This is a genomic window from Luteimicrobium sp. NPDC057192, assembly GCF_042670205.1.
GTDB lineage: Bacteria > Actinomycetota > Actinomycetes > Actinomycetales > Cellulomonadaceae > Luteimicrobium.
The window spans coordinates 1-1,985 of record NZ_JBHUWD010000067.1 but is presented as its reverse complement, the minus strand read 5'-3'; the positions used below and the strand labels follow the sequence as shown (position 1 = coordinate 1,985).

Here is a 1,985-nt window from a genome sequence, read left to right as displayed (position 1 = left end):
TCGGCGAACAGAGCGTCACCGTCGGCGAACAGAGCGTCACCGTCGGCGAACAGAGCGTCACCGTCGGCGGACGGGCTCGGTCAGAGCTGGCCCAGCGGGCGGACGACGACCTCGTCGAGGGCCACGTCCGCCGGCTGGGCGAGGGTCCACACGATCGTGCGGGCGACGTCGTCGGGACCGAGCACCGGTCCCGACGGCGTCCCGCCACGTCCGGCCCAGAAGTCCGTGTCGACGCGACCCGGCGAGACGAGGGTGACGCCGACCCCGTCGGGCACCGTGAGGAGGCGGGTGTTCTCAGCGAGGGCGCGCGTGGCCCACTTCGTCACCGAGTACATGTTCCCGGGAGTGTTCCTGATGCCTGCGACCGACCCGACCATGACGATGCGGCCCCGCGCCTCGCGGAGGTGCGGGAGGGCGGCGCGCACCAGGAGCGCGGGGCCGAGCACGTTGACGTCGAGCATGGCGCGCCAGGCGTCGGGGTCGCCGGTCGCGACGTCGTCGTGGGTCGAGAAGCCGGCGTTCGCGACGACGGCGTCCAGCCGCCCGAACGCCGTGACCGTGTCCGCGACGGCGCGCTCGACGTCCGCCTGGACCGACGCGTCGGCGACGTGGACGCGGAGGCGGCCGACGTCGTCGTCGGGCAGGGTGGCGGTGAACGCCTCGAGGCGCGCCGCGTCGCGGCCGGTGACGGCGACCCGGTGGCCGGCGTCGAGAAGGAGGCGGGCCGTCGCGGCCCCGATGCCGCTCGCGGCGCCGGTGACGAGCGTGACGGGCCGTTCGGTGAGAGTCATGCTCCGATCGAACACTGCGTCACCCCGGATGGACAGCGTGCAGGAGGATGGACGACGTGACTGAGCCCGACCCGACCGACGCCACCGCACCCGCCGAGGCGCCCGAGCTGCCCCGTGGCCTCGCGCTCGCGTGGGGCGTCGCTGCGAGCCCGAACCGGGGCCCGCGGCGCGAGCTGAGCATCGAGCGAATCGTCGACGCGGCCGTCGAACTCGCGGACGCCGACGGCCTCGAAGGCGTGTCGATGGCGAAGGTCGCTGCCCGCCTGGGCTACACGACGATGTCCCTCTACCGGTACGTGACCAGCAAGGACGACCTGCTGCTGCTCATGCAGGAGCAGGTGATCGGGGTCGAGCCGCCGCCCGCGCACGACCCGCCCGACTGGCGCGCCGAGCTGCGTGAGTGGGCGCAGTTCACGCAGGCCCTGCTCGGCGAGCACGCCTGGTACCTCGACATCCCGGTGCAGGGCGCGCCGCTCACCCCGAACAACCTGCAGGTCGTCGACCGTGGGCTCCGGACCCTGCGCAGCGTGCCGCTCGACCAGGAGGAGAAGATGGCCGTCATCCTCCTCGCGTCGAACTACGCCAAGGCGGCCGCGCAGCTCCAGCGCGACCTCGCGCGCGCCGTCGACGCCGCCGGCGGGCACGACGACATCCTCGGAGGGGCGTACGAGGCGGTGCTCCGCGACCTCGTCGACGGCGAACGGTTCCCCTTCCTGCGGCCGCTCGTCGAGAGCGGGGCGTACGTCGGGGAGGGCGCGATCGACGACGTCGCGTTCGGCATGGAGCGCGTGCTCGACGGCGTCGCCGCGTACATCGAGGCGCGCGCGAACGGGCTCCCGGGGGCCGGCCGGGACTTCGCGCGGGACGGCGGCGATCCGGCGGCGGGCGGGGCGGGGCGCTCCGGCTCGCTCGCCGAGTCCGACGACGACCTCCGCGACGCCGCCGCCGTCGCGGCCCGCTACGCCCGCGACCCGAAGGTCAAGAAGGCTGCCGAGAAGCGCAAGGAGGCCGAGAAGCGCGTCCGCGAGCTGCAGAAGGCCGTCCACGAGGCGGAGAAGAAGGTCCGCGAGGCCGAGAAGCGCGTGCGCGAGCTGCAGAAGGCCGAGGCGGAGGCCGCGAAGGCTGCGGAGCGCGACCGGTCCTGACTCTGCGCCGGGTACCGGCGCGCGCCCCCGCTGAGTGCGTACTTTTTGT

The 1,985-nt window shown here is 74.1% G+C and carries 2 protein-coding genes; one reads left to right on the top strand and one right to left on the bottom strand.

All coding sequences use genetic code 11. From position 1 onward, the window contains the following. Positions 1–80 precede the first annotated feature (80 nt). Complete coding sequence (locus tag ACFT5B_RS19370) at positions 81–791, bottom strand: SDR family oxidoreductase (protein ID WP_386800823.1); 711 nt, start codon at positions 789–791, stop codon at positions 81–83. A 56-nt stretch (positions 792–847) separates the two neighbouring features. Here ACFT5B_RS19370 and ACFT5B_RS19365 point away from each other — a divergent pair, with 56 nt between their 5' ends. After that, complete coding sequence (locus tag ACFT5B_RS19365) at positions 848–1,936, top strand: TetR/AcrR family transcriptional regulator C-terminal domain-containing protein (RefSeq protein WP_386800822.1); 1,089 nt, start codon at positions 848–850, stop codon at positions 1,934–1,936. Positions 1,937–1,985 lie beyond the last annotated feature (49 nt).

What these genes read in the sequence shown, in the direction of transcription:
- ACFT5B_RS19370 (WP_386800823.1), bottom strand. Translation starts at nt 791, where the DNA reads ATGACTCTCACCGAACGGCCCGTCACGCTCGTCACCGGCGCCGCGAGC.